The organism is Caulobacter sp. FV1ye13L (assembly GCF_058681155.1).
Window position 1 is genome coordinate 2,684,805 of sequence record NZ_CM178732.1, and the last position, 20,026, is coordinate 2,704,830.

Below are 20,026 nucleotides of genomic sequence, written 5' to 3' on the forward strand. Positions count from 1 at the left end.
GCCCGGCGTCCCGCTTATCTTTACATCTCCTGGACAGACCGGGGATCGTCTCGCCGTGAGTTGCAGGGATGGCTCCCTTCGGCGCGAAGGGGGGCGGGGCGCCTCTCCAATAAATCACCGTCATTCCCGCCCTTGTGGCGGGAACCCCTCTGTCCGCCGCAGGTGCGGGAGGGGCGAAGTGCGCGCGCACTTCGCTTGCGCCTCACGTGCGGGCTGAAACAGGGGTTCCCGCCACAAGGGCGGGAATGACGGGAGGTATGGGGATACGCCGCGCTGTATCCCCGTACTTTCCGAAATCGAGTCCAACGAAATCAACGCTCTATAAAATAGTTGATCGCGCCAATCCTCGGCGCTCAAACCTCCCGCATAATCACAGCTGTCCCCGTCGCAGGGGGAGGGCGCTTGGTACCGGCCCAAAGCGGCGACGGGGATGGAGCTGAGCGGGGCCGCGACGCCCTGGAAGGCGGGTCGAGGCGTGCGGGCTGTCTCAGAAGGACGGCGCAAACGCTGAGTGGCTTGTCGGCCGGGTGAACGCGGGTCGAAGAGGGCGAGGGATCGTAAACCCGCCTATCGCGCATCGTCGGCGTCGAGACGGTTCGCCGATCGACGGGATGCGCGCCCGTACGGGGGCTCTTGGGTATCAGAGCTGAAAGACGCTCGCTTGGCCCGATCCTCACGCAAGAACAGCTTCTGCGAAGCGGACAGGTCGAGCCGAAACGCAAAACACACATCACGGTCATCCGGGTTCGCCCCGGCCGCTTCGCGCCTCCCCGACTAACTCAGTGGCTGACGCCGCGTGAGGCTGAGAGCCTGTGTCCGCCAGACTTGCCCCCTACGGGTCGCTTCGCGACCGTCTTCCCCCGGAGGGGGAAGATGAAACGCGCCGACCTCGTCTTCCCCCTACGGGGGAGGACGACCGCGTAGCGGTCAGGAGGGGGCGGGTGGCGAGGAACAAGGAGCCTGAATGTCACGCCTTCTCGACGAAACTGTCGATGACCTTCTTGTCGCCGGCCTTGTCGAAGGCCACCGACAGCTTGTTGCCCTCGACGGCCGAGACCTTGCCGTAGCCGAACTTGACGTGGAACACCCGGTCGCCGCGCTGGTAGGCGCTGGCCTTGGACGGCGCGGAGACGGCCACCAGGCGGCCTTCGCCCTCGATCGGGGCCGAGCGCCCGCCCGAGCCGCCGGTGCGGGGATTGCTCCAGGAATTGCCGCCGCCGGCCATGCGGTCCTGGGCCCGCTTCCAGCCGGGGCTGGCATAGCCCGCGCCGCCGAACGACGAACTGGCGCCGGTATCGTCCCAGCGCGAGGCCGCCGTCTGCTGCATGCCCGGCCCGCCGCCATAATAGCCGGTCTCGGACGCCGCCTCGACATGGGCCAGGGGCAGTTCGTCGACGAAGCGGCTGGGCAGCTGGCTGGTCCAGCGGCCATAGACCTGCCGGTTGGCCACGAAGCTGATCCGGGCCTCCTCACGGGCCCGGGTGATGCCGACATAGGCCAGGCGGCGCTCTTCCTCGAGGCCCTTGGCGCCCTTGTCGTCCATGCTGCGCTGGCTGGGGAACACGCCTTCTTCCCAGCCGGGCAGGAAGACCAGCGGAAATTCCAGGCCCTTGGCCGAGTGCAGGGTCATGATCCAGACCGCGTCGTCGCCGGCGCCCTTGTCCAGGTCCATGACCAGCGACACGTGCTCCAGATAGCTTTCCAAGGTGTCGAAGGCGCTCATCGACTGGACGAGCTCCTTGAGGTTCTCCAGCCGCGTCTGGCTGGTGGGGCCCTTGTCGAGGCGAAGAGCGTCGGTATAGCCGCTCTCTTCCAGCACAGCCTCGAGAACCCGCTGGTGCGGGGTCGTCGCGGCCAGAGCCCGCCAGCGATCCAGGTCGCGCAGGAAGTTGGACAGCGCCGTGCGGGTGCGGGCCGGCAGTTCGTCGGTGGAGACCAGGGCCCGCGCGGCCTCGACCGCCGGCAGGCTCTCGGCCCGGGCGATGTGCAGCAGCTTCTGGACGCTCGTGTCGCCGATGCCGCGCTTGGGCGTGTTGACGATGCGCTCGAAGGCCAGATCATCGTCGGGCGACTGGATCAGGCGCAGATAGGCGTGGGCGTCGCGGATTTCGGCCCGTTCGAAGAAGCGCGGGCCGCCGACCACCTTGTAGGGGATCTGCAGCATCACGAAGCGCTCCTCGAAGGATCGCATCTGGAAGCTGGCGCGGACCAGAATGGCCATGTGGCTGTATTTGCGGCCGGCCCGCTTGGCCTTCTCGATCTCGTCGGCGACCATCCGGCTTTCGGCCTCGCCGTCCCAGACGCCGCTGACCTTGACCTTCTCGCCGCCAGTCTCCCCGGTCCAAAGGGTCTTGCCCAGTCTGTCCCTGTTGGCGGTGATCAGGCCCGAGGCGGCGGCCAGGATATGCTCGGTGGAGCGATAGTTGCGCTCCAGCTTGACCACCTTGGCCCCCGGGAAGTCGCGCTCGAAGCGCAGGATGTTGTCGACCTCGGCCCCGCGCCAGCCATAGATCGACTGGTCGTCGTCGCCTACGCAGCAGACGTTCTGCCGGCCCTGGGCCAGCAGGCGCAGCCACAGATACTGGGCGATGTTGGTGTCCTGATACTCGTCGACCATCACGTATTTGAAGCGCGTCTGGTAGTCGGTCAGCACGTCGGGATGGCTGGTCAGGATGGTGATGTTGTGCAGCAGCAGATCGCCGAAATCGCAGGCGTTGAGGATGCGCAGCCGCTCCTGGTACTGACGGTAAAGGGTGACGCCCTTGCCGCCTGCGAACTCCGCGCCCTCGGCCGGGGGCACGCGCTCGGGCGTCCAGCCCTTGTTCTTCCAGTGGTCGATCATCCCCGCCAGGATCTTGGGCGTCCAGCGCTTGGCGTCGACGTTCTCGGCCTCGATCAGCTGCTTGAGCAGGCGCTCCTGATCGTCATTGTCGATGATCGTATAGCTGGACTTCAGGCCCACCAGTTCGGCGTGACGGCGCAGGATCTGGGCGGCCACCGAGTGGAAGGTGCCCAGCCAGCGCAGGCCCTCGGCCTCGGCCCCGATGATGTGGGTGATCCGCTCGCGCATTTCGCGGGCGGCCTTGTTGGTGAAGGTGACGGCCAGCAGCTCCCACGGACGGGCGCGGCCGGTCGACAGGATGTGGGCCAGGCGCGTGGTCAGGACCCGCGTCTTGCCCGTGCCGGCCCCGGCCAGGACCAGCACAGGGCCCTCGGTGGTTTCGACCGCCGCCCGCTGCTCGGGGTTCAGCCCCTCCAGATAGCCGGGGTCGCCGCCGGGGGCGCGGGGGCGGGCCAGGTCGGAGATGCGCGGGGAGGGGAGGTCGCCGGGAAAGGTCGAGTCGAAGTCTGAAGACATGGAACATATGTAGCACAGACCGTGGCGGGCTTAAGCCCCCAAGGGGCGATTGCGGAACCTGCGGCCTTGAGGGTCGTTGATCAGACACATCAATCACGGGAGGCTCACATGGCCGAAGGCGCGAGCAACAGCGGCGGCAACAGCGGCTTGGCGTTCATTGTCGGCGGACTGGTGGTGATCGTCGCGATCATCGCCTTCGTCGTCTATTCCGGCGGCTTCACTCAGAAGAAGTCGATCGACGTCAATGTGTCGGCCTCGGCGCCCCAGTTGCCAGATGCGCCAAAGCCGTCGGGCAGTTGAGACCGGCCATGAAACACCCACCTTCGCACCACCCAAGATCAGGGGCCTGGATGGCCGGACTGATCGCCTTGGCCGTGGTCCTGACCCTGTGGATGGCGTGGCGTCTGGGCGGGGCTACGAGCCTGTCGCCGGACCTTCAGTTTCGGGCGCCGTCGGCTCCGCTAGGGCCGATGCCAAATCCTCAGCCGGCCCCACTACCCACATCCCCGCGTCCCGGCTGAACGGCGCTGGCGCGGTGAAGGGCGAAAACCCGACAGGCCGAGGCCAGCGGTCGCTCGCCCCGGCCGGTATCGATCTTCTGGATCAGGGCCGCGAGGCTGAGCCCGTCCTGCGCGGCCGCGCTTTCAAGCACGCTCCAGAACTCCGGCTCCAGCGCCAGGGACGTGGCGTGGCCGGCCAGATTCACCGAACGTTTCTTGAGACTGCCCATGCCTGGCGGATTGCCTCTTGATAAAAGGTGACGCGATGTCATCTTTGCGGGGTCCGTTGGAGCATGCCTCATGAGCGCCGCCACGCAAGTCCTCGATCTGGCCGCCGTGGCAAGACCGGCGGTCAAAGGGCGTGACGCCTTCCGATTGCAGCCCCTGCGGGCGCTCAGGGCGATGGGGCGCCTGATCGCCGACAAGGAAGACACCGTCCAGGTTTTCGAGATCATGCGGGCCCTGGCCGGCAGGGCGATCCCTAATGGCTATCGCCGGCTGTTGTCCACGCCCGAGGGTGGCCGCATCGCCTATGAGCGCGACGAGTTCGCGGTTCGGCTCTCCGATCCCGCCTGGCTGGCCGCCTTCGGACCGGGGACGGTCGGCGCCGCCTATCGCGAGTTCATCGCGCCGCGCGGCCTCTCAGCCGAAGGCCTGGCCGACGAAAGCCGCAAGATTCCCGACGCCAATGTCGACGCGCTCCACCCCCTGGCCTGGTACGGCCGACGCCTGCGCGATGTCCACGACGTCTGGCACGTCCTGACCGGCTACGGCACGGATGCTCTGGGCGAGGTCTGCGTGGTCGCCTTCTCCTATTCCCAGACCCGCAGCCTGGGTTTTGCCTTCATCGCCCTGGTCGGCGTGCAGCAGTTTGGTCGCGCCAGAAATGGCGAGCCCTACGGCGCCGCCGTGCGCGAGGCCTGGCGCAATGGCAAGTCGGCGGCCTGGCTGCCGGCGGTCGATTATCCGGCGCTGTTCGCCATGTCGCTGGAGGAGGCCCGCGAAAGTCTGGCGATCCGGCCCAACACGCTGTACCGCGCTATTCCGGCTGAACGCCGTGATCGCCTCGCTGTCCCGGCCATGGCATAGGACTTCCAGGCGCGGGCGGGGGCTGCCCGGGGGGAGTTCAGGATGACGGCTGAGCGGGCCATCAGGTCGATCGTGATCGTCGGCGGCGGCACTGCAGGCTGGATGGCCGCTGCGGCCCTGCGCTCGGCCTTGGGCCGGGGCTGTTCGATACAGCTGATCGAGTCGGCCGAGATCGGCGTTGTCGGCGTCGGCGAGGCGACCATTCCCGCCATCCGGCAGTTCAACGCCCTGATCGGCCTCAAGGAAGCCGCCTTCATGCGGCAAACCAAGGCCAGCCTGAAACTGGGCATCGAGTTCGTCGGCTGGGGCGGCGCCCAGAGCCGTTACCTCCACCCGTTCGGCGTCTTTGGCCCAAATGCCGAGCTGGGTGATTTCCACCAGCTCTATCTGATGCTGCGCGAGAAGGGCCTTGCCGAAGACATCGGGGCCTATTCGATCTGCGAGCAGGCCGCCCGCCGGGGGCGTGTCGCCGCGCCGACCGCCGATCCGGCCTCGCCGCTGGCGCGCTTCGCTTCGGCTTATCATTTCGACGCGATCCTCTATGGGCGCCACCTTCGCCGCTTCAGCGAGCAGATGGGCGTCAAGCGGATTGAGGGCGAGGTGGTCGACGTCACCCTGCGCGGCGACGACGGCTTTGTCGAAAGCCTGACCCTCAAGGATGGCCAGCAGGTGGCCGCCGACCTCTTCATCGATTGTACGGGCTTTCGCGGCCTGTTGATCGAGGGCGCGCTGAAGGCCGGCTATGATGACTGGAGCCACTGGCTGCCGGTGGACCGCGCCGTGGCGGTCCCATGCCAGCGGGTGGGACCGATCACCCCCTACACGACCTCGACCGCTCGCGAGGCGGGATGGCAGTGGCGCATCCCGCTGCAGCACCGCACCGGCAACGGCTATGTGTTCTCCAGCCGCTTCACCACCGAGGAGATCGCCACCCGCACCCTGCTCGACAACCTCGACGGCGCGCCGCTTGCCGACCCGAGGCATCTGCGGTTCGTGACAGGACGCCGGCGCAAGGCCTGGAGCCGCAACGTGGTGGCCCTGGGCTTGGCCAGCGGCTTTCTGGAGCCGCTGGAATCGACCAGTATCCACATGGTCCACTCAGGGCTGGTCAAGCTGTTGCAGCATTTTCCGGACCGCGACTTCAGCCCGGTCAATATCGAGACCTACAACAACCGGGTGCGCGACGAGGCTCAGACGGTGCGGGATTTCATCATCCTGCACTATCACGCGACCACCCGGCGGGACTCGGCGTTCTGGGAGTACGTCGCCACCATGCCCATCCCCGAGAGCCTTGAAGAACGCGTCGCCATCTTCCGGGATCGCGGGATGCTGCTTTCGCGACCCGACGAGCTGTTCTCCCAGAGTTCATGGCTGGCGGTGATGCTGGGCCAAGGGATTTCCCCCCGAGGCCACAATCCGCTTGCCGATCGGGCAGATGCGCGGGAGACCGCAGCGAGTTTCGCGCTGATTCAGCGGCAGACGACCCAACTGGTCGACGCCATGCCTGAGCACGACGCTTTCCTGGCCGAGCACAACATGCTGGATGTGGTCGAGGCGTGAAGACTGCCAGCGGCCGCTGATTGATCTTGCAGGGCGCAACGCCTAGCGTCCCGCGCCCTGGAGTGACCGGCTCATGCGATTTCAGTTTGGTCGTCGAAAACAGCCTGAAGCCGCGCCACCGCCAAAGGACGACCCTCTTGAGGCCGTTTCCGAAATCCTGTCTGGCCTGAAGGCGATTCAGAACGGGGCCAAGGGTCTCGCCGCGCGCGGCGGCTGGGTCTTTCTGATCAATGACACAAACGACTTCCTGAGCTGGCACCTGGGTCTCAAGCGCTGGTCGGGCGACGAGCAGGCCGTCGTCCAGAAAATCCTCAACGAACGCGCCGAGCTCCTGGCGGGGCGCTACTACCAAATGTTCATCTGTCCAGAGAAGAGCATCGTCTATCGGGACTATCTGCCGGCCGGGCTCGATGCTGCGCCCCCCTTCGACGACAGGCCCGCCATGGCCATGGCGCGGATGGCTCCTGATGTCGTGCACTACCTGGCGGACCGTTTCGACGCCCTGAAACGCCTGGGCCTGCTGTTCTTCCGGGGCGACACCCACGTCAACTGGATGGGCGCCTATCATGTCTATCGCGAGGCGATCCTGGCGCTGCAGGCGCGCGGCGCGCCGGTTGGTGAGCCGCTGACCTTCAACCATCTTCAGCACTTCATCGCCGGCATGGAGGGCGATGTGCTGATCCAGCTGCCTGAAGCGGTGAAGGATGAGTTCGAGGTCGACGCCTCCCTGGCGCGGGTCGGCAATATGCTCGAGCTGGTGATCTCCCACACCCTGCCGGAAGCCAGGAAACGCGCCCGTCAGGTCCCGACGCCCGAGGGATTCATCCCCGGCGGCGGCGGGCGAGAGACGGTCATCATGGAGCAGGACGACAAGAGCCTGCCCAAGGCGCTGGTCTTCCGCGATTCCACGGCCACCCTCAGCATCGAACTGCTGGCGCAGCACTTCTCGCGCTCGGTATTCATCTGGCACGAAGGCGACGTCATCGGCGATCTGATTGATCGCGAACAACCCGATGTCATCCTGCACTTTGTCGCCGAGCGGTTCCTGGCGACCTATCCGCGCTCAACGGCGATCAACTACATCCACAAGTAGGAACCCGAGTCACTCCTCGCGCTTGGCGCCGTCCAGATCGCGGCGCAGCTTGTCGGCGCGGGCGGCGTCGAGAGCCTTGTCGGCCTTGGCGCGACCGAATTTCGCGCGGTTCTCCGCAGCGCGCGTCTTGTCTTCGACTTTCGCCTTGGCCTTGCGCGCTCGGTTCAGATTGAGGATCTCGGCCATGGTCAGGGCTTCTGGGTCTTTGGCGCGGAGGGGCTCATGGCCGGCGTGGCGGGCCGGATGATCAGGGTCTCGCGAAGCCGCAGGGTTTCGTCCTTCTTGATCACGAACGGCGCGCGGCCGGGGAAGACGCAGTTCTGCATCGACAGCGACTTGCGCAGGATCCAGCGCTTGATCGGCTGCTCGTTGGCCTTGCAGGTCAGGCCCACGGTCCAGGCCGGAGATCCGGCCTCGGCGGGCCAGGCAAAGCCCATGGCGGCGCCCGCTTCAAGGGCCGTGTCCGTCGGCGTGATGGTCTTGCCGCCCGAGGCGAAGGTCAGTCTGTCGGGGCGCACCAGCCGCAGGGAAAAGCCGCCATAGCCCTTGGCATCGTCGCTGCCGCCCAGGCCCAGGGCATCGACCCGCGCGGTGATCAGGGTGTCGAAGTCTATGCGCCGTGCGCCGTCCTTCAGCGGATAGACCCTGACCTTGGTCGTTTCCCGCGCCACATAGTCCAGTTCCGGACCGGACGTGACGATCCAGTCGGCATTGACGGTCAGGGTTCCGCCACCCTGGGCGTCGCCCTTGAAGCGCTTTTCCCGCACATGAAAGGTCAGACCCTTCATGAACCAGCCGTCGGCCACAGGCTTGCCGTTCACCAACACCTGGTGCCAGCTCCAGAAGGCGCCGCGCTGATGCAGATGATCGGCCGGCTTGTCCTCGGTCAGGACCGTGCCGTCGGGCGCGTAAAGCGGATGCACATAGTTCAGTCGTCCCGGCTCGGCGGCCGGATCCAGGGCCTTGGTCCGATAGACCAGCACGGTCTTGCCGGCTTCGGTGAGGGTCACCGCATCGTCCGCCAGCACAGCATCGACCCGGGCGCCGATCGCGGGGTCGGCGTGCGCCACCGCCGCCGGAGCCGACAGAGCCAGCAGGGCGGCCAGGGCGAGGATCGGCGAGTGGCGGATCATTGGCTGTCGTCCTTGGCAAGGGCCCGCGCCAGGGCAGGGCGGGCATTGGCGCGCGCCAGCCAGTCGTCATAGACCGCGTGCGGCGGCAGCATCTGGCGGGCGAACTGCAACAGACTGATAAACAGCATGTCGGCCGCCGAGAAGTTCTCGCCCAGTAGCCAGGGCGACTTTTCCAGCGTCGTCCGCAAACGATCGTCCATCGCCTGATAGGTCGCCTTGTCCTCGTCGTCCTGCCGCTGCTTCCACAGATTGACGACCGCAGGCTCGAGCACGCCGGCATAATAGGCCAGCCAGCTGAGATAGGGACCGCGCAAGGGGTCGCCCACCTGGGGGCCCAGACCATTGGCGGGGAACTTGTCGGTCAGATAGAGCGCGATGGCGGCAGATTCGGTGATCAGTACGCCGTCATCCAGCAGAGCCGGTACCTGGCCATGGGGATGCGGATTGGCCGGGTCTCGAGCGCCCGTCTTGGTCGTCGCGCGATAGATGTCGACGGTCTTGATCTCGTAGGTCGCGCCCAGTTCTTCCAGCAGCCACAGGAAGCGCGTCGATCGCGAGCGAGGGGCGTGAAACAGGGTGAGCATCGTCATCTCCGCTATCCTGGCGCGAACGTAACCGGAACAAAATGGTGGGGCAAGCCCCCAGGCTATGTCTTCCGCAAGTCGAGATCGAGGGTCTGGCCCGGGTCCAGTTGAACCCCGAAGGTGTTCAGGATCATGCTGACCTGGGTGTATTGGCCGGCGGTGAAGACCACGTCCATCGCCTGCTTCTCGGTGAAGTGGGACAACAAAGCGGCCCAGGTCGCGTCACTGATGAAGTGGTCGGCGTTGAGTTCGTCGGCGGCGCGGATCAGCGCCGCGTCGGCCGGGCTCCAGCCGGCTTCAGGTCCAGCCTTGAGTCTGACGATCTCATCGGGCGTCAGGCCGCAGCGCAGGCCGATCTCGACATGTTGGGTCCACTCGTAGCCGCTCCTGCACAGATAGCCCGTGCGCAGGATGACGATCTCGCGCTCGCGCGCGGGCAGATCGTTTCTTTTCGAAAGGATGTAGTTGCCCCAGGTCAGGAAGGCCTTCAGGGCGCTGGGGGCGTGCGCCATGGTGCGGAAGATGTTCAGGACCGGCCCTGCCGGGATCACCCCGCCGCCGCCCAAGGATGCCAGGACTTCGGCTTGTTCGGGCGTCTGCCCGTCATCGGACAGGGGGTGGACCCTGGGCTGGTTCAATCTCATCACGCGCCTCCCGCTCGCGCGGTCTGGCGCCGCGCCGACCCCAGCATCGCGCTATGACAGGCCCGGGGTCAAATGGCCGTCAAGCCGGGTTGCCCAGCGAGGGGGAAAGCGGGCGGCTTCCCTTGATCGACACACGCATGCCAACCGATGCGTCGACCGTCATCTGCCCTTCAAGCTGTTTGACCAGAGCCTGTACGATGACCGTTCCCAGGCCGCCATGCTTGGCTGACGAAGAACCCTCAACCGCGCCAACGCCATTGTCGACCACGCTCAATTCCCAGTCTCCCGTTTCGCTGGAGAAGGTGACATTGATCAGGGCGTCCTTCCGGGCGATCGGGAAGGCGTATTTTATGGCGTTGATGACCAGCTCGGTGACGATCAGGCCGATACTCACAGCCTTGTCCGATCCGATAAGGCCGTGGTCGGCGAAGACTTTCAGGGCGATCGGACGGTCCTGGCTGACCATCGAGGAGCCCAGGCTGGCGCACAGCTTGGTCAGATAGGGGCCAACCTCAATCTGGTCGACGCCGCCCGAGGCGTGCAGATGCGACTGAACCTCGGCGACCGAGATGACCCGCTGGTGGGCGTCCTTGAGATGGAAGCGGGTTTCTTCGGAGGTCACGGCCCGAGCCTTGAGCATCAGGATGCTGGCGATGATCTGCAGGCTGTTGGCCACACGGTGCTGCATCTCCTGCAACAGAACCTGCTTTTGCCCAAGGAGCTCTTCGGTTCGCTCCAGCAGGTTCTGCCTCTCCCGTTCAACCAGGCGACGGGCGGTGACATCGGTGAAGGCCAGTAGAATCGTTGAGCGGGAACTGGTGGCGTAGATGACGTTCCGGGCGTTCAGCAGCATGGTGCGACGACCCAGGCCCGGAAAGTCGTGTTCAACCTCGAAGCCATCCATCGCCGTGTGCTCGGGGATGATCGTCTCGAGCAGGAGCCGAAGCGCAGGGATGTCCCACTGACCGTCGCCTAACGCGTAGAGCAGGCAGCCCAGGGTTTGCTGCTGATCAACCTGGAATATTTCGTAGAAAGACCGGCTGGCCGCTAGAACATTGAAGCGTTCGTCCAAGACCAGGAGAGGTTCGTGGATCGTATCGACGATGGCCTGAGCAAGGGTTTGGGCATCTTCAGTGCCGAGTATCTGTCGGTCCATCGGCGGGATTCAGATCCGATCCTCGACGCGGCGACTTTGGCGCGGACGGCAGCGGATAGATGCCGATGGAGCAACACTACGCGCTTTGCGGGTGGTTGTCGTTAATTGCTTGGCTTGGCGAAAACTCAAAGATCTTGCCAAAGCGCCTGCAGGGCCACGTGCCGCCAGTTCGCCGGAGGCTCTGCGGGCTAGCGCCCGCCGCCGGTGATTTCCTTGATCAGCGCCTGGACCGGGCCCTTGCCGCCGTTGTTCCAGACCACCTTCAGGTGGGCCAGGGTGCGTTCGGCGGCATCGTCGAACTTCCACTCGCACTCGTCGAAGCGGCAGCCGTCGAACGTCGGGGCTTCACCACCGGAATAGACGAGGCGGCAACCGCGAAACTCGCAGTCCGAGAAGACCTCGCCATCAAGGGCGACGGTCTCGTGGTTGTACATCGTCAGGGTGGGCATGAAGGTTCTTTACTGGTCGTCGGTCTGGGACGGAGCGTCCTCGGGATTTTGCGCCTGCTTCGCGGCGGCCTTTTCAGCGGCTTTCTCGGCGGCCTTGCGAGCCTTGGCGCGCTCGCGTTCCTGACGTTCGAAGGAATAGTTGGGAGTACGCGCCATTTAAGACCTCCTTGGTCGCTGGAAGCGCGACGGGCGAGACCCCTAGCGCGCTTTGTGCGCGATGCGCAGTGGAATCCTCCCCCGAAGGGGAGGAATCTGTCGATCTACTTAACGTTGCCGCAGAAACGCTGGATCCGCGAGCAGGCGTCTTCCAGCACATCATTGCTGGTGGCGTAGCTGATCCGGAAGAACGGCGAGAGGCCGAAAGCCGCGCCATGGACCACGGCGACGCCCTCGGTTTCCAGCAATTCGACGGCGAAATCCTCATCGCTTTCAATGGTCTTGCCGCTGGGCGCCGTCTTGCCGATCAGGCCCGCGCAGGACGGATAGACGTAGAATGCGCCTTCCGGAGTCGGGCAGTGGATGCCGGTGGCCTGGTTCAGCATCGAGACCACCAGGTCGCGTCGCTCCTGGAACAGCTTGGCGTTGGGCTTGATGAAGTCCTGCGTGCCGTTCAGCGCCTCCAGCGCCGCCCATTGCGAGATGGACGACGGGTTGGAGGTCGTCTGGCTGATCATCTTGGCCATGGCCTTGATCAGCGGCTCGGGTCCGGCCGCGTAGCCGATCCGCCAGCCAGTCATGGCATAGGCCTTGGAGACGCCGTTCATGGTCAGGGTGCGGTCGTAGAGCCGGGGCTCGACCTGGGCGATGGTGGTGAACTCGAAGTCGTCGAACACCAGGTGCTCGTACATGTCGTCCGTCAGCACCCAGACCTGAGGGTGCTTGAGCAGCACGTCGGCGATGGCCTGCAGCTCAGCGCGGGTATAGGCGCCGCCCGAGGGGTTGGACGGGCTGTTGATGATCAGCCACTTCGACCTGGGCGTGATGACCTTTTCGAGGGCTTCGGGCGTGAGCTTGAAGCCGCTCTCGGCCGTCGTCTCGACCGGCACGGGCGTGCCGCCGGCCAGCAGCACCATGTCGGGGTAGGACACCCAGTAGGGCGCCGGGATGATGACTTCGTCGCCCGGGTTCAGGGTGGCGACCAGGGCGTTGTAGATCACCGGCTTGCCGCCGGGGGCGACGTGGACCTGGCTGGGCTTGTAGTCGAGGCCGTTCTCGCGCTTGAACTTGGCGCAGATCGCCGCCTTAAGCTCCGGCATGCCGTCGGGGTCGGTGTACTTGGTCTTGCCGGCGCGGATCGCCGCGATGCCGGCTTCCTTGATATTGTCCGGGGTGTCGAAGTCCGGCTCGCCCGCCGATAGGGCGATAATGTCACGACCGGCGGCCTTCAGAGCGCGCGCCTTGGCGCTGATGGCGATAGTGGCCGACGGTGCGATGCGCCGCAGGGCGGCGGACTCGAGCGACATTCTTGGGACTCCCCTGGGAAACCGGTTTTCAGGATTGCGGCGGTCTTTACGCCTCCGCTTGCTGCGGCGCAACGCGGGGTGAGCGCTCTTGGGGCAGGTGAGGCCTTTGGGCGACAGCCCTGTGGCCTGCCGGCGTCTTGCATCGCCCTCCGTGGGCGGTAGCGCTACCGCCAATGATGGCCATCAAGGCTCTCGACCGCTTCGTCGGCTGGACTTTGGCCCCGACGACGACCTGTCGAAACAAGCCAACTAGCTCTTGGGGCGCGCCGCGAAACTCGCCAGGTGGCGGGCCAGATAGGTTCGTGTGGTTTCGTCGGTCAGTACGCCGTCGACGATCCTGGTGTGCGCCTGGCCGACCAGGATCTCGCCCAGCGGAACGGCCTCGGCCCCGGCGCGCCGTAGCGACAGCCGCAGGGCGTCCTGGGCGCGGACGGTTCCCGTTGCGCCAGGGCTGGCTCCGACCAGACAGCAGATCTTGCCGGTCAGGGGCGCGGGCTTGCCGCGCGAGGCCCAGTCGATGGCGTTCTTGAGCACCCCGGTCACGCCGCCATTGTATTCCGGGCAGGCCAGCAGCAGGGCGTCGGACTTACGAATGGCGTCCTTCCAGGCGGTCACGGCCGGGGGATCGCCCGCATCCTCGACGTCCTGGTTGAACAGCGGCAGGTCGTGCAGGCCGAAAATCCGGATCGTCACGTCTTCGGGCGCCAACTCCTGCGCGGCGCGCAGGAGGGCGGTGTTGAACGAGGCGGCGCGCAGGCTGCCGGAAACGCCAAGAATGTTCATGTCATGCCTTCGCATCGCCCGGGTTGGCGAAGCGAAAGAGATAGGATCAACCGGCGTGTGCGGCTAGCGCTCGGGCCAGACGTGTGTCAGTTCGCGCTAACGTACAGATCGCTTTGACCGCTCGGCGCCAAGGTTTCCAGATGGTCCCAAAGGCGCTGGATTTCCTGGCTGGCGGCCGAACTCGGCTCCCACTCGCAGACCGACCGGCCATGGGCCATCGACTGCTGGAAAGCGGCGCGCGCGCGCAGGCCGACCGGGGCCATGGGCATGCCTGTAAACCGCAGGGCTTCGGCGGCCTTGAGGACGCTGACGGGCTCGGCGCCATTGCGGCGGGGCGGGGCCTGGCTGAGAACGATCAGCCCCTTCTTGCCCAGACGGCGCACGGCCTCGGCTGACCGCGCGATGGAAGCGATGTCCAGAAAGGTGGGCCGGCACACCAGCACGCAGAGATCGGCGCACTGAACGGCCTGGAGAACATCAGTGTCGGGCGTGGCCGGCGTGTCGACGATCAGGCAATCATAACCGCTGTAGCCGGCCATGGCCTTGGTCTGGAACAGCTTGCCGGCGTTGATCTCCATCAGCGTGGGGCCCGGAGCGACGCGAGCCTTGAGCGCATCGGTCGCCGAGCGCTGCGGGTCGATGTCGGCGATCATGGTCTTGAGGCCCGCCAAATGGGCGGTGATGGCCAGGTTGACCGATAGCGTTGTCTTGCCGGCCCCGCCCTTGCGAGAAATCACAGCCAGGGTCTTCACGTCGGTCACTCCAGTTCAGACACGGTTCTTGCCCCACCGGCCTGTGGATAAGTAACGGTGTAATGTGAAGGCTTAGCAAATGAATTGTCGTGACGGGCGAGTGCTATCCCTTGAAAAACAAGGGGCGAGGGCTTTAACGCGGTTAATTCGCCCGCCATCGAGGCGCCGGACGCATGGCTGATGCTTGACCCACCGGCGCCATTGAGCGAGGCAGGAGGCGTGATGCGCCGCCTCATCGAGTTTGTGACCAATATGGACGCCCGCGCCTGGCGCACGGTGGCGGTGTCCTTCGTGCTGTTTGGCGGGGTCGGGATCGTCTTCCTGTTTGGCGCCCAGTTCCTGGGCCTCAATGGTGAGGCGGCCGTCGAGCAGTGGCTTGGCGCGGCCCACGGTCCCTGGGCCCTGCCCGTGGCGGTGGGAGCGTTCGCCGCCCTGGCCTTTATCGGTGTTCCCCAGTTCGTGCTGATCGCCGCAGCGGTGGTCGCCTTCGGACCCTTGACCGGCTTCGCCTATAGCTGGGTCGGCACCCTGGTCTCGTCGCTGGTCGGGTTCTGGCTGGGACGCGCGTTCGGCGCCAGGGTGCTGCGTGACTTCGCGGGCGACGGCGTGGCCAAGTTCATGCGGCTGATCGGCAAGAACGGCTTTCTGGCCAGCCTGATCGTGCGGCTGGTCCCCTCGGCCCCCTTCATCGTCGTCAACATGGCCGCCGGCGTCACGCCGATGAAGCTGCGTGATTTCGCGGCCGGCACAGCCATCGGCATCATCCCGAAGATCGGCCTGACGGCCTTCGCCGGCAACTCCATCGTCCAGGCCATGCGCGGCGGTGGCAGGCAGCACATCGTAATGCTCTTGATCGCCGTGGCTGTCTGGATCGTCGCGGGTCTTGTCGCCCGCGCCTGGCTCAAGAAGCGCGAGGCGGCTGACTAGCCAGGGTGGCGGGTTCCGGCGCGTCCGGCAGGCCCAGGGCGTCACGGGTCGCGGCGCGCCACGCGCGGACCACCTGGCCAAACCATTTGATGCGCGCCGCGTCGGTCATGCCGTCGCTGCGTTCGATACCGGCGACCCAGGCCTGGGTGATGAAAGGCAGGAAGGTTCGCGCCGCGTGGGCGCAGGCGGCTTTCAGGTCCTCGGAGGCTTCTGGCGGCGGCGCCACGAACGGTTCGGTCAGGCCCGCGAGAAGGGCGTCGCAGGCGGTTGCCCAAGGCAGGGTCTCGGGACCGCCCCGCGCCTCGCGCAACAGCAAGACGAACAGGTCAGGGTGGGCTCTGCCCATCTCGATCAGCGCCGCCATGCCCGAGCCGTAGCCGCCCCAGGGCAGGGCCGCGGTGGCCTCGATCTCGAGCAGGATCTCGCTGAACAGGGCGTCGATCAGGGCCTGGCGCGAGGGATAGAGCCGATAGATCAGGATCTTGGCCATGCACACCCGGTCGGCGATGTCCTGCATCGTCGCGGCGTGAAGGCCTTTTTCGGCGAACACCATCACGGCCGCGTCAAGCACGGCCTGGGCGCGCGCGTCGCGATCGACCCGAGGCTTGGGCTGACCGGGACGTCCCCGTGGCGTAGGTGGCCGAGCCTGGTTTGCTACCGTCATCTTCGATGATATGTAGAATGAAACTATAAAGTTTCAAATACGAAACTGGGGAGGATTCGATGTCGGAATTCAAGCTTAGCCGTAAGGCGGCGCTTGTCGTGTCGGCCGTTGCGCTTTTCGCGATTCCGTTGGCTGCTCACGCGGGTCAAGCGGCCTCGACGCCGACCATCGAGCGCCAGAAGGCTGTTGCCCAGGCCTTGCCGTTTTCCGATCGTCAGGACTTTGAATTCGCCGATCGCGGCTTTCTGGGCACGCGCGCCGACCCGCTGATCAAGCGCGCCGACGGCCAGGTGGCCTGGAACCTGGCGGCCTATGATTTCCTCAAGGGCGAGCCGCCCGCCACGGTGAACCCCAGCCTCTGGCGTCAGGCCCAGCTGCTGTCGCGCCATGGCCTCTTTCAGGTTTCGGACCGGGTCTGGCAGGTGAGGGGCTTTGACGTCTCCAATATCACCTTCATCAAGGGTGACAGCGGCTGGGTGGTCGTCGATCCGCTGACGACGGCCGAGACCGCCCGGGCGGCGTTTGATCTGGTGACCGAGAAACTGGGTGCGCTGCCGATCCGGGCGGTGATCTACACCCACAGCCACAGCGATCATTTCGGCGGCGTTCGCGGGATTATCGACGAGAAGGACGTCAAGGCCGGCAAGGTGGCGATCATCGCGCCCGAGGGCTTCATGAAGGAAGTCGTCAGCGAGAACGTCCTTGCCGGCAATGCCATGAGCCGCCGAGCCCAATATCAGTTCGGGATCATGCTGCCGCCCGGCGTCGAGGGGCAGATCAGTTCGGGCATTGGTCAGGGCATCGCCAAGGGCACGATCACCCTGATCCCGCCCACTCAGATCATCGATCACACCGGCCAGGAACTGGTGCTGGATGGCGTGAAGGTGCGGTTCCAGTACACGCCCAACACCGAAGCTCCGGCCGAGATGAACTTCTATTTGCCGGACCTGCGCATTCTCGACATGGCCGAGAACGTCAATCCGTCGATGCACAACGTGCTGACCCCGCGCGGGGCGCTGGTGCGCGACAGCAAGGCCTGGTCCGACTATCTGACCGAGTCGATCCGGCTGTTCGCCGATGGCTCTGACCTGATGATCACCAGCCACGGCTGGCCGCGCTTTGGCCAGGAGACCGTCAAGACTGTGCTGGCCGAGCATCGCGACACCTACAAGTATCTGCACGACCAGTCGGTTCGGCTGCTGAATCACGGTTTGACCGGTGACGAGATCGCCGCCCAGATCGCGCTGCCGCCCAGCCTGGCCAGGAACTGGTACAATCGCGGCTACTACGGGAGCATGAGCTTCAACAGCCGGGCAGTCTATCAGCGCTATATGGGCTGGTACGACGCCAATCCCGCCCACCTGGCCCCGGCGCCGCCCGCCGAAACCGGCAAGCGCTATGTCGCGGCCATGGGCGGGGCCGACAAGGTCATGGCCTTGGCCGCCGAGGCCGCCAAGGCGGGCGACTATGCCTGGTCTGCCAGCCTGCTGAACCATGTCGTCATGGGCGACGAGAGGCAAAAGGCCGCCCGGGCCCAACTGGCGGACACCTATGAGCAGCTCGGCTACCAGACCGAGAACGCCATCTGGCGGAACATGTACCTGACCGCGACCGACGAGCTCAGGGGCGGCGTGCGCAAGATCCCGGCCTCGATGGCCTCGCTCGACATGCTGCAGGGGCTGGAAAGCCAGATGATCTTCGACGTCCTGGCCATCCGGCTGAACGCCGAGAAGGTCGGCGACGCGCGTCTCAAGCTGGCTTTCATCTTTCCTGAGCGCAACGAGAGGTTCCTGGTCGAGGTTCGCAACCGGGTTCTGGTGGCTCAGCCGCTGGCCGCAGGCGAGACGGTCGACGCCACCCTGACGGTGGCCCGTCCGGTGTTCCTCGACTCGCTGTTCCGGGGGACACCCCTGCTGCCCAAGATCCTGACCGGGGAGGTCAAGCTCCAGGGCGATCGGGCCGCCATGGGGCGACTGTCGGGGTGGTTTGACGCCTTTCCGAGCGATTTTCCGATCGTGACGCGCCTCAAATAGTTTGGTGCGTGGATAGAAGTTGCGCAGCGTGCGGCCAATAGCGCTCCAGGCGCAAAATGCTTGCTGCAATTGGGGGCGATGTGTAGAAAGTAAGCATGAACGTCGCGCGCACCCTGCTTCTGCTTCGGCTTACCAGCCCCTGGGCGCTCTAGGGTCACGCATCGTCGTGACCGGGCGCGCAGGGGATGATTTGCCCGCAGCCGCCCCGCACGCAGACACCTTCCGACGAGTATTCAAATGACCTCCGTAGCTAACGGCGCTTTCGACAAGCGCGACAACGTCGTGATTTTCGACACCACCATGCGCGACGGCGAGCAATCGCCCGGCGCCTCAATGTCGCACGATGAAAAGCTGGAACTGGCCAAGATCCTTGAGGAGATGGGCGTCGACGTCATCGAGGCCGGCTTCCCGATCGCGTCCAACGGCGATTTCGAGGCGGTCCGCGAGATCTCCAAGATCGTCAAGAACAGCACCATCGCCGGCCTGTGCCGCGCGCATCAGGTGGATATCGACCGCTGCGCCGAAGCGCTGAAACCCGCTGCCCGCGGCAGGATCCACGTGGTCATCGCCACCAGCGACCTGCACATGAAGCACAAGCTGCAGATGGAGCCGGACGCCGTCATCGACGTGATCGCCCGCTCGGTGACTCACGCCCGCAACCTGCGCGACGACGTCGAGTGGTCGGCCGAGGACGCTACCCGCAGCGACCGTCAGTTCCTGCGCCGCGCCATCGAGACGGCCATCAAGGCCGGCGCGACGACGATCAACCTGCCCGACACCGTCGGCTACACCTATCCGTCGGAATATGCCGACCTGTTCAGCTGGATGACCCAGAACGTCGAGGGCGCCGACAAGGTCATCTTCTCGACCCACTGCCACAACGACCTGGGCCTGGCCGTGGCCAACAGCCTGGCCGGCGTGCAGGGCGGGGCGCGCCAGATCGAGTGCGCGATCAACGGTCTGGGCGAGCGCGCCGGCAACGCGGCGCTGGAAGAGATCGTCATGGCCCTGAAGGTGCGCGGCGACAAGCTGCCCTACGAGACCAGGATCGACACCACCCACATCACCCGCGCCAGCCGCTATGTCTCGGCCATCACGGGTTTCCCGGTGCAGTACAACAAGGCCATCGTCGGCAAGAACGCCTTCGCGCATGAAAGCGGCATCCACCAGGACGGGATGCTGAAGAACCGCGAGACCTACGAGATCATGACTCCGGAATCGGTCGGCCAGGCGCCGTCCAGCCTGGTCATGGGCAAGCACTCGGGCAGCCACGCCTTCCGCGCCAAGCTGAAGGACCTGGGCTACGAGCTGGGCCAGAACGCCCTGAAGGAGGCGTTTGGCCGCTTCAAGGATCTGGCCGACCGCAAGAAGCACGTCTACGACGACGACATCATCGCCCTGGTGGACGACGCCCTGGCGCGCGGCTCGGAGAAGATCCGTGTGCTGCACCTGCGCGTCGTGGCCGGCACCGAAGGTCAGTCGGCCGAACTGACCCTGGATGTCGACGGCCAGGAGCGCCACGCAGAGGCGACCGGCGATGGTCCCGTCGACGCCGTCTTCAACGCGATCCACAAGATCGTGCCGCACAGCGCCGCCCTGCGCCTGTTCCAGGTGCATGCGGTTACCGAAGGCACCGACGCCCAGGCCCAGGTCTCGGTGCGTCTGGAAGAGGATGGCCGCATCGCCACCGGCCAGGCCGCCGACACCGACACGCTCACGGCCTCTGCCAAGGCCTATGTGAACGCGCTCAACAACCTCTTTGCCCGCAAGGAAAAGAGCCGCCCCGAGGCGGCGATCGCCAGCGGGTTCTAGCGCAGTCTTCCTTCTCCCCTTGCGGG

Annotated in this window: 20 protein-coding genes; 7 read left to right on the top strand and 13 right to left on the bottom strand. The window is 65.6% G+C overall.

The features are described from left to right. Positions 1-967: 967 nt before the first annotated feature. Complete coding sequence (locus tag ACW176_RS12950; protein WP_492109419.1) at positions 968-3,358, bottom strand: ATP-dependent helicase; 2,391 nt, start codon at positions 3,356-3,358, stop codon at positions 968-970. A gap of 108 nt (positions 3,359-3,466) precedes the next feature. On the opposite strand from ACW176_RS12950, the gene ACW176_RS12955 reads away from it, so the two are divergent. Then, complete coding sequence (locus tag ACW176_RS12955) at positions 3,467-3,658, top strand: hypothetical protein (RefSeq protein ID WP_492109420.1); 192 nt, start codon at positions 3,467-3,469, stop codon at positions 3,656-3,658. A gap of 181 nt (positions 3,659-3,839) precedes the next feature. Here the strand turns inward: ACW176_RS12955 and ACW176_RS12960 are convergent, their stop codons facing one another. Continuing rightward, positions 3,840-4,088, bottom strand: coding sequence for a ribbon-helix-helix domain-containing protein (locus ACW176_RS12960; RefSeq protein WP_419317482.1), 249 nt, complete (start codon positions 4,086-4,088; stop codon positions 3,840-3,842). Positions 4,089-4,158: 70 nt separating this feature from the next. Between ACW176_RS12960 and ACW176_RS12965 the strand changes: the two genes are divergently transcribed. From ACW176_RS12965 to ACW176_RS12975, 3 genes are all read left to right on the top strand, one after another. Next, positions 4,159-4,947: a Coq4 family protein gene (locus ACW176_RS12965; protein WP_492057627.1), complete on the top strand. Its 789-nt coding sequence runs from the start codon at positions 4,159-4,161 to the stop codon at positions 4,945-4,947. Positions 4,948-4,989: 42 nt separating this feature from the next. Continuing rightward, positions 4,990-6,507, top strand: a complete 1,518-nt coding sequence (locus ACW176_RS12970; RefSeq protein WP_492109421.1) for a tryptophan halogenase family protein — start codon at positions 4,990-4,992, stop codon at positions 6,505-6,507. A gap of 73 nt (positions 6,508-6,580) precedes the next feature. Further along, positions 6,581-7,600, top strand: coding sequence for an alginate O-acetyltransferase AlgX-related protein (locus tag ACW176_RS12975; RefSeq protein WP_492109422.1), 1,020 nt, complete (start codon positions 6,581-6,583; stop codon positions 7,598-7,600). 9 nt (positions 7,601-7,609) lie between these two features. Here the strand turns inward: ACW176_RS12975 and ACW176_RS12980 are convergent, their stop codons facing one another. The 10 genes from ACW176_RS12980 to ACW176_RS13025 form a co-directional block, all read right to left on the bottom strand. Beyond that, positions 7,610-7,786: a DUF4169 family protein gene (locus ACW176_RS12980; RefSeq protein ID WP_419317478.1), complete on the bottom strand. Its 177-nt coding sequence runs from the start codon at positions 7,784-7,786 to the stop codon at positions 7,610-7,612. A 2-nt stretch (positions 7,787-7,788) separates the two neighbouring features. Then, positions 7,789-8,733 carry a DUF6807 family protein gene (locus ACW176_RS12985; RefSeq protein WP_492109423.1) on the bottom strand — a complete coding sequence of 315 codons (945 nt, stop codon included), beginning with the start codon at positions 8,731-8,733 and terminating at the stop codon, positions 7,789-7,791. Beyond that, positions 8,730-9,323: a glutathione S-transferase family protein gene (locus ACW176_RS12990; protein ID WP_492057623.1), complete on the bottom strand. Its 594-nt coding sequence runs from the start codon at positions 9,321-9,323 to the stop codon at positions 8,730-8,732. Before ACW176_RS12990 ends, ACW176_RS12985 begins: the two co-directional genes overlap by 4 nt. A 56-nt stretch (positions 9,324-9,379) precedes the next feature. Further along, on the bottom strand, positions 9,380-9,961 hold the full coding sequence (locus ACW176_RS12995) for a carboxymuconolactone decarboxylase family protein (protein ID WP_492109424.1): 582 nt from the start codon (positions 9,959-9,961) through the stop codon (positions 9,380-9,382). 79 nt (positions 9,962-10,040) lie between these two features. Further along, the gene (locus ACW176_RS13000; RefSeq protein ID WP_492109425.1) at positions 10,041-11,117 is read right to left on the bottom strand and encodes a sensor histidine kinase; all 1,077 of its coding nucleotides are present in this window, start codon (positions 11,115-11,117) and stop codon (positions 10,041-10,043) included. A gap of 188 nt (positions 11,118-11,305) precedes the next feature. Beyond that, positions 11,306-11,566 carry a hypothetical protein gene (locus ACW176_RS13005; RefSeq protein WP_419317473.1) on the bottom strand — a complete coding sequence of 87 codons (261 nt, stop codon included), beginning with the start codon at positions 11,564-11,566 and terminating at the stop codon, positions 11,306-11,308. Between the two features lie 9 nt (positions 11,567-11,575). Beyond that, positions 11,576-11,722, bottom strand: a complete 147-nt coding sequence (locus ACW176_RS13010) for a hypothetical protein (protein WP_419317472.1) — start codon at positions 11,720-11,722, stop codon at positions 11,576-11,578. Between the two features lie 104 nt (positions 11,723-11,826). Then, the gene (locus ACW176_RS13015; RefSeq protein WP_419317471.1) at positions 11,827-13,029 is read right to left on the bottom strand and encodes a pyridoxal phosphate-dependent aminotransferase; all 1,203 of its coding nucleotides are present in this window, start codon (positions 13,027-13,029) and stop codon (positions 11,827-11,829) included. A 249-nt stretch (positions 13,030-13,278) separates the two neighbouring features. Further along, positions 13,279-13,812, bottom strand: a complete 534-nt coding sequence (locus ACW176_RS13020) for an NADPH-dependent FMN reductase (RefSeq protein WP_492109426.1) — start codon at positions 13,810-13,812, stop codon at positions 13,279-13,281. Between the two features lie 86 nt (positions 13,813-13,898). Further along, positions 13,899-14,564 carry an AAA family ATPase gene (locus ACW176_RS13025; RefSeq protein WP_492057617.1) on the bottom strand — a complete coding sequence of 222 codons (666 nt, stop codon included), beginning with the start codon at positions 14,562-14,564 and terminating at the stop codon, positions 13,899-13,901. Between the two features lie 219 nt (positions 14,565-14,783). Here ACW176_RS13025 and ACW176_RS13030 point away from each other — a divergent pair, with 219 nt between their 5' ends. Next, positions 14,784-15,491, top strand: coding sequence for a TVP38/TMEM64 family protein (locus ACW176_RS13030; protein WP_492109427.1), 708 nt, complete (start codon positions 14,784-14,786; stop codon positions 15,489-15,491). On the opposite strand, the gene ACW176_RS13035 is transcribed toward ACW176_RS13030, so the two are convergent. After that, positions 15,466-16,062 carry a TetR/AcrR family transcriptional regulator gene (locus tag ACW176_RS13035; RefSeq protein WP_492109428.1) on the bottom strand — a complete coding sequence of 199 codons (597 nt, stop codon included), beginning with the start codon at positions 16,060-16,062 and terminating at the stop codon, positions 15,466-15,468. The genes ACW176_RS13030 and ACW176_RS13035 overlap by 26 nt on opposite strands. Before the next feature lie 152 nt (positions 16,063-16,214). Between ACW176_RS13035 and ACW176_RS13040 the strand changes: the two genes are divergently transcribed. Then, entirely contained in the window at positions 16,215-18,188 is a 1,974-nt protein-coding gene (locus ACW176_RS13040) for an alkyl/aryl-sulfatase (RefSeq protein ID WP_492109429.1), read from the top strand. A 237-nt stretch (positions 18,189-18,425) separates the two neighbouring features. Further along, a complete protein-coding gene (locus tag ACW176_RS13045) occupies positions 18,426-20,000 on the top strand; it encodes a 2-isopropylmalate synthase (protein ID WP_492057613.1) in 1,575 nt (524 codons plus the stop codon). Positions 20,001-20,026 lie beyond the last annotated feature (26 nt).